Genomic DNA, 7,869 nt, shown 5'->3' on the forward strand with positions numbered 1-7,869 from the left:
AACTATAAAGCAATATGGTCTGGGGGAATTAATAGTGGTGGTGCAATTTCAACTTCTTTTACTCAAGCTTCCGGCCCAAGAACTAAATTAGAATCAAGTAAAATATAAATTAGGAAAATTATGGCACAAAATAAAACATTAACAGAGGAACAAACAGTAAGTAGGTTTAATAGACCTGTACCGGGTCACTCTTTAACTGATACTCCAAAAAGTAAACCTTACGAAAATCCTTCAATGTTTTCAGACCCCGATGATGCTGTAGATTTTATTGTTGATAAACTTAATAAACCTGCAAATTCAGCACGATTTCAAAAATTAATGTTTGCAGGAATGAGCGTAGAAGAAATAACTAATACAATTGCTTTAGGCGGATTTACTGGTGGGGTAATAACACCCGATATAGCAGAAATTATTAAACCCCCTATTGCTATGGTGCTAATTAATATGGCGTTAGAAGCAGATATACCTGTTAAAATTTTTGCAGGAGATACAAGTATTGATGAGGCTAGTGGTATGGATGATGAAACAACTATGCGTATGATGGCTGATAGAAATCCAGAACAATTAAAAATGATGCTACAAGAAATAGCGGCAGAACAAGAGCATAGAAAAGGTAACAACGCAAAAGTAGTAGAAGGACAGGAATCTCAAGGAGGATTTATGAATATGCCACAACAAGAACAAGTTAGGGAGGAAATATAGTATGGGCGGAGCAATACCTTTATTAGTTTCTTTTGGGACAGGATTAGTTAGTCGTTATAACCAAAGAAAAAAAGCTGAAAGTAAATCTGAGTATGACCAGATTTTGTTAGACGCAAAAAATGACCAAGAATCAAAGCTATTAACAGAAGAACGTGATTACCAATTTAATTTAGCTAACACCGCAAATCAGCAAGATATTAATGATACTTTAGCTGAACGAAATTTTGAGATGGGTAAACTAGCTAAACAAAATGAGTATGCAATAGGTTTACAAGAATCAAAAGTTACTCAAGCAAACTTAGACAGACTACAAAAATTAGCAGATGATAAAAGTTTATTAAAATACGGAGATACTCTAGCAAGTGCGGCAAATGCAATATCTGAATTAAATGGGCATGAAGTATTTGGTACTGGAAATAATTCTTTTAAATTAAATCAATACCCGTCTGCTGATGGTAATCCAGAGGTAGGCCCAGAATGGGATGCTAAAAAAATGGAAGATTTAAACAGCTTAATAAGTATTCCCGGATTTAAAGATAGAGTTTTAGCTATGGATGATACTTCTTTAGCTAGTTTTCAAACTTACGCAACAAATCTTTTTAGTAAATATCGTGTTAGTAACGCTAAAAGAAATGAAACAAATGGTGAGTATCTTGCATTTGCTCGTATCAAACCAAATAAAAATGGTAAAGGTAGTTTTCAAAATTTATTTAATACAGATAAATACCCCGCAATTTTAGGAATAAATGAAGCTCATCAAAATTCTACTAATTATATTAAGTCTTTAGCTTATGAAGATGTTAAAAAAAATTATAGTAATATATCTGATGTACTAATGAAATCAGATGAAGAGGGTACTTATGATTATGTTTTACCATTAGATGATATAAAAACATTATATCCAAATATGCCTTTAGAAGATGTTTTTGCAGCGGCTCAAATAGTTGCAACCTATAACCCCGAACTAGCAACGGGTGATAATGCAATGAATAGAAATATGGAGGTAATCTATAATTTAAAAAATAGACCTACTGATTTATTTGCGGCTAAACTAGCAAATACATATGACAGGACAGGTGCTACAAGTGATGGTGTAAAACTATTAAATTTTTGGAACAGCAACCCAGAAGCATATGGAACAAAAGATGGTTATGTAATGCAAGAGAATGGTAGTATGTTTTTTGAAGGAGTAGACCACGAGGCAAGATTAGATAGTTTAGCTTTAGGTGTTCTTCCTTCATTAATAGGTGATAATGACCCTAATTATGTTTCTGTTTTAGACAGTGAAACGGGAGCAGAAGATGCACAAAAAAGACTTGTATCGGGAGAGGCAACAACTATAGGAGAAATAAAAAGTACTGCTACACAAGGAATAAATGCTATAAATATTATGAATAATATTTTAACTACTTATGACCCTAGACGTGGAGGTTCACCATTAACAGGTGGTATGCTAGATTTAGCAATATTTATAGAGGGTTTTCAATCTCAAATTGGTTTAATTGGTGAATCTCTTTCATCAAAAGACGCTAATTCTTTTTTACAATCAGTATATGTAGATAATAAACTAACTGCAAAAACACGAGAAGCAATAAGTACATTTAAGTACAAGGGCGAAACAAAAAATGTAATAGATTCTTTGTTTCAAGAAGATGATTTTGCTTTACAAATAGAAGCACAAAGAAAATTTTTTGCTACTTCATTAAATTACAGTGTGTCAATGATTTTACAAGGTGGTACAGGCGGTAAAACAATATCTGATACGGATTATCAAATCATGGAAAAATCAATGTACAATGGTTTGTTTACTTCTAAAGGATTAAATAAATCGGCATTAGAAGCAATATTTAAAACAGTACGTTTACCCAGTATAATTGCACAATATAAAACAGATTTAGATAACATTAATGCAATACAAAATATGCAAGCAGCGGTTAAGTATGAAAGATTAATTAATTATGATGGCATACAAACATATAAGCAATTAACTAAACAATTAAATGGCTACTCTGGTACAGATGCTGAAGTTGGAAGTAAAAAAGATGATTATTTTCAAGGTAATGCTTATCTAGGTAAATCAGAAATGGGTTACCCTAGAATGGAAAAAGTAGACAATAAATCTGTTGTTTATGTATCATATACAAATGGTACAAAAATGCCTATGCGATATGAAGATGTAGAAAACTATTATCGTAATTTTGCAAGCGGTATATCAAAGGATTCTTACCTAGAGTTTGAAAATGAAATATTTGATACTTACAGAGAATACTTTAGTGAAACATTAAATGCTGATGCAGGAAATGAAATAATAGTTAAAGATGTTTGGAAAGAAACTCAAGGAATTAACCCCGACAAATTACCATAATAATAAGGATAATTAAATGGCTACTGTAGAAGAACAGACAAACGAACTACTAGAAAATCCTAACCCTAATATACTAGAGGGAGATGCCTTTCGTAAAAGTGCTTTTGATGGAGGCTCTGCTATCTACCCTTATGGAAAAGATGGTCAAAAAGTTTATTTAAATGACCCAAACTTACAAGATGAGTTTAAAGAAGATTTATTTCAAAAACATTTAGAACTTAGTGTTCCTAAAGAGGTAGCAGCAGACCCTTTTGAAAACGTAGAAAGTTTAGAAGATATTGGTGAAATATATACTAGTCAAGTAGCTGAAAAAACAAGAGGTGAGATAGCTATATTTGGAGAGCCAAAATATGTTAATAAATTTAACAACAACCAAGTACAAGTTCTACGAAAAAACGGAATTAAACAAAGTACTGTACAAAAATTAATTGATAGCAATTTTGCTTTACCTTTTGATAGAGAGACAGGTGCTGTTTCAGATGCGGATAAAACAATAGGTATGTTTAGTATGCTTGATGGTTTGTATGATAATTATGTTGCCAGTTTACCTAATCTTATAACAGGTAATGCTATGAAAAATAGCAAACAACGACTAGATGCTATTAACACAGCTATAGAAGGAAATGAAGATGAATTAAGTTGGCAGTATGGATGGGTAAAAAATAAAAGTTTAGAAGAGTTAGATATCATGAGAGGACAAGAACAAGCACAGCTTGAAATGTTTTCTGGTGATAAAATACCTACATCGACAGAGTGGTGGCAAAATAGAATACGAAAACAAATAGGTGTTGAAGTACCTTTAACTGTTTTAGAAGAATTAAAAAAAGATGCAGGTGGTTTTGCAACTAAAACTACTGGGTATGTAGTAGACTTTGCTCCTATAGCGGGAGTTCTTAGTTTTAGTATGTATAAAAATGCTATAACAAAATACGCAGGATTTGCGGCTTGGGCTAAAACATTTAAAAAAACTAAAGCCTATAAAGATGGTATGTCCGAAGATGATTTAGTTAATACTTTTATAAAAGAAAAGTATCCTGCTATGGATACTGCTAATGCTACACAATCAAATTGGTTTACTAGATTTTTTAATAAATCACAAGTACAAACCGGTATTCAAATTCGTACTTCAAAAGAATTTATAGAAAAGTCTAAAAATATAGCCGATGATATTATGGAAGCAAATACAAATTATCAAAAAGGTATAATAAATTTTGACAATGGAAAGATAGATAAACAAGCATTAATTCGATTACACGATAAAGCTAGAGATTTAAAATTTAAACAACTTAGTTATTCTTTTAAAGGTATACCTAATCTATTTAAACAAGATGCGGCAATGGAATTAGGATTTGCAGCGGGTGCTGTATCTTTAGCTCAAGTAGCAGGTGAACAGTATGAGTTTTTAGGTGGAATGTTAGGTGGATTTGGAACTGGACTAGGCGGTAATTGGGTTGTAGGAGTAGGAACAACTGGCTATCATGGTGTAGCTTCATTTTTAGATATATTTTCTAAAGGAATTAGAAATGGTGCTTTAGGTTTTGAAGGTGATGTTATGCGATTAAAACCAGAAATTTTGCGTAGTACAAAAGTTTGGGATAAAAAATCAAATGCTTTTCGTGAAATAAGTTGGGCAGAGTATAATCAATTTGAAAAATTTGCTTATAAGTTAAACGAGGGTGGCCCAGATGTAATGAAACATATTAAAGCTAATATAGAAAACTATAATGTGTTAGTTGAAAAGCTAGGAAAAAATATAGGTGAAGAAAATGTTCATATACTCCACGAACAATTTGCATTAATTGCTATGATGGGGCCAATGATGGCGGCTAGGGATGCGGCAAAAGTTTCTAATACAAGTGTATCATCATTATTTGATGTTGCTAATCCAGAATTTTTACAAAGCTTACAGCGTCACCAGTATATGCTAGGAGCTTTACAAGAAACTTTAGAGAGCGTATCAAATAAATCTATAAGGGGTGATGTAGGTACAGCAGGTGGCCCAATACAAGAAGAATTTAAAACAATGCAAAAAGCTATATCCGATTTTGCTAATCAAAATACAATAGATACAACAAAAGAATTTGAAACATTACTTAGTGATAGTAAAAGATTTTTTGAAAGTATAGGAGATGTAAGTCACCCTATGTGGGATGATTCAGAATTAATATATCAAAACTTAGATAGAATGGATAATTTTTTTAAGTTTGTAGAAAACGACCCTATTCTTAGTACAATGATTAATAGAAAAGAATACGATGGTATGGTTGATGATATAATGTTTTACCGAGAAGGAGTTGATGTAATTAACTCACAGATAACTTCAGCAATAAAAAATGTAGAAAAATCTACCTTACCCGAGTCTAGAAATTTAGAACAGATGTCTAATTGGCTAGCAAAGTCTTTAGTAATGAATGAGAGATTACATTACAAGCAAGCAAACGTACCATTTAAAGAACTCTATAAAAAATACAAAAATGCTGAAGTAGATGGGTTTGATTTATTTGAAAATTTTTGGAAAGTATATGGTAAAGATGAAAACGTATTAAATTCTATTGAAGTATTTTGGAAGGGAAATAAAAATGCCCCCCGAGAATTTAGAGAATTAAAAATAGTATTTGATGAAGCAGCAGAAAGACAAATACGAAAAATGCATGTTCTAGATAAAACCCCTTCTTACTTAGATAGTTTATCACCTAATTTAAAAAAACTTGAGTACGATAAATGGTTTAAAGAAAAACGATTTGCTTTAGCTGAACAGCTAGGTGTTAATCCAAGTACAATTGACAATATGACAATGTTTGAGTGGCTTCGTTCAAGTGTAAAAACTGCCGATGGTAAAAGCGTAGAATTATTATTTAATATTCAAGAGTTAAATAAATTGCGTGGAGGTCTTCAACGAGTTGAATTTGCTCTTTCTAAAAAAGGTGACCCGGCGGCAGGAACATTTGCTAATCTGTTTGATAATTCAGAACAGCTTATAGATGACTTAGCATTAAAATACAAAGATGTTTACCCTAATTTAAACACTGAATTAAAAGATGCTAGAGAAATTTATAAGTATACTTACGCTAATAGATACTTAGATAAAGAATCTGACATAGCAAGGATTGGTGCAAACTGGATAGCCTATTCACAACTAGGTAAAGAATTTACACTTGGGCCATACACGCCTAGTGGAAAAACATTTAAAACACACCCTACAAAATGGATAGATTTTAATAAAGTTAAAAAAAATCCAGAGTTATTTCGTGACCAAATAGCGATGAACATTGGTGACTATGTTCAAGGTCAAGGATATGTTATTAATCCCGGAAGTGAAGGGTGGTTAATGTGGCAAGCCTACGCAACCCGATTAATTGATGATTCAATTGCAAAAGAAATACAAAAAAATTCTGCTAAGTTTTTAAATGGAACCTACAGAATTTTAGATGGAGAAATAACAGACAAATCTGGTCAAGCTGTAAATACTTTTCACGATTTATATAGAATGGCTGACAAGCTATCTTTTGATGTTAAAGGAGGAGGAAAAATACAGTTATACAATGTTGATAAATTAGTTAATAATGAAAAAGGTTTAATAGAAGCTCTTGCTAAAAATAAACCATTAGAGAAAAAAATGAATACTCTAAAAAATGACCTAGTATCCAAAGCTAGTACACAAGGGGCTATAATAAAAAAAAGAAACTCACAAGCAGAGAGGGCTATATTAGACCAAGTAGGAAAACTAAATAAAGGATTAAATAATACAGAATCTTTTGTTGAAAATTTTATTGGTAAAGGAGGAGCAACCCAGACTGGACTTGAACTAAATTTATTAGGCGAAGTACTTGTACAACAAGGAGTATTTAAAAATACTAAAGAATTTAAGACACAAGTAGCCAACATGGTTGGTGATTATATAACAATGAAATACGCAAGTAAAGTAGGTGGTGTATCAATAGTAAAAGGTGAATCAAAGCAAGCATCAAATTTTGATTTTGCAGGCTTTAAAGAATTTTTAGATACAAACGAACCTTCTCTTTTAAATATTTTAGATGAAGAACACTTAGGTTTCTTAAAATCATCTACCGAATTATTTTCTATTATTCAACGGGACATGCTTAAACTATCCGACAGTGAAATAAGTATGATGTATCCCGGTGGATTAACTATGCCTGCTATATTAAGTAGAATTTATGGTGTAGCTAGAGGAGTTATTGGAGTTAGATTTGTTGCATCAGAAGTAACTTTGCGTATTATGAATAAAGGCAAAGGCGATTTTATAAAAGAAATGTTAAAGAGTAAAGATGCCGCTAGAGTTATAAATGAGATAATAGAACGTGGTGCTATAGACAGTAAAATTGATAAAAATTTTAGTAGAGTTTTAACTGCCGCTTATATTGAAACAGCTATCATTGAACCCGAATCAGAAAAAATGTCTGCTCCCGGAGATAGTTTATTAAATTGGATGGGAATCCCTTTTAGTGATGCTAATGTAGGTGATGTAAAAAGAACTATAGGGGCAGCAATAAAAGCACCTGCAACATTTTTAGAAAGTAGAGATGTAGATATGTCTCAACAAGAGCAGTATCAAACTTTATTTCCAGAAGGAACTGATAGTATTAGTAAAGAAACATTTAGTGATGCATACACAAAAAATCCTGTAGAAGCAGGATTAGAGGCTCAAATGAATCGTTTACAGCAATGATAAAAGTTTGGTTTATGTTAGTGTTATTTTCTATGCCTAACGCTCCATCAGTTAAGTACAATGGATTTATATATCCTAGTGAAGAAGGGTGTCAAATAGCAAGGTATGAGTTAAT

Annotated in this window: 3 protein-coding genes; all 3 read left to right on the plus strand. The window is 32.0% G+C overall.

Going from position 1 to position 7,869, the window contains the following annotated elements:
* Positions 1-120: 120 nt before the first annotated feature.
* From B2U95_RS02435 to B2U95_RS02445, 3 genes are read left to right on the plus strand one after another with little or no spacing between them, the layout of a single operon-like run.
* Positions 121-702: a hypothetical protein gene (locus tag B2U95_RS02435; protein WP_296312309.1), complete on the plus strand. Its 582-nt coding sequence runs from the start codon at positions 121-123 to the stop codon at positions 700-702.
* 1 nt (position 703) lies between these two features.
* The gene (locus B2U95_RS02440) at positions 704-3,067 is read left to right on the plus strand and encodes a hypothetical protein (protein WP_296312314.1); all 2,364 of its coding nucleotides are present in this window, start codon (positions 704-706) and stop codon (positions 3,065-3,067) included.
* A 16-nt stretch (positions 3,068-3,083) separates the two neighbouring features.
* Positions 3,084-7,754, plus strand: a complete 4,671-nt coding sequence (locus tag B2U95_RS02445; RefSeq protein ID WP_296312318.1) for a hypothetical protein — start codon at positions 3,084-3,086, stop codon at positions 7,752-7,754.
* Positions 7,755-7,869: the final 115 nt, after the last annotated feature.

This window comes from Winogradskyella sp. UBA3174 (assembly GCF_002364335.1).
GTDB lineage: Bacteria > Bacteroidota > Bacteroidia > Flavobacteriales > Flavobacteriaceae > Winogradskyella.

Coding starts and splice junctions, on each gene's coding strand:
- B2U95_RS02440 (WP_296312314.1), top strand. CDS start 704: ATGGGCGGAGCAATACCTTTATTAGTTTCTTTTGGGACAGGATTAGTT.
- B2U95_RS02445 (WP_296312318.1), top strand. CDS start 3,084: ATGGCTACTGTAGAAGAACAGACAAACGAACTACTAGAAAATCCTAAC.
- B2U95_RS02435 (WP_296312309.1), top strand. CDS start 121: ATGGCACAAAATAAAACATTAACAGAGGAACAAACAGTAAGTAGGTTT.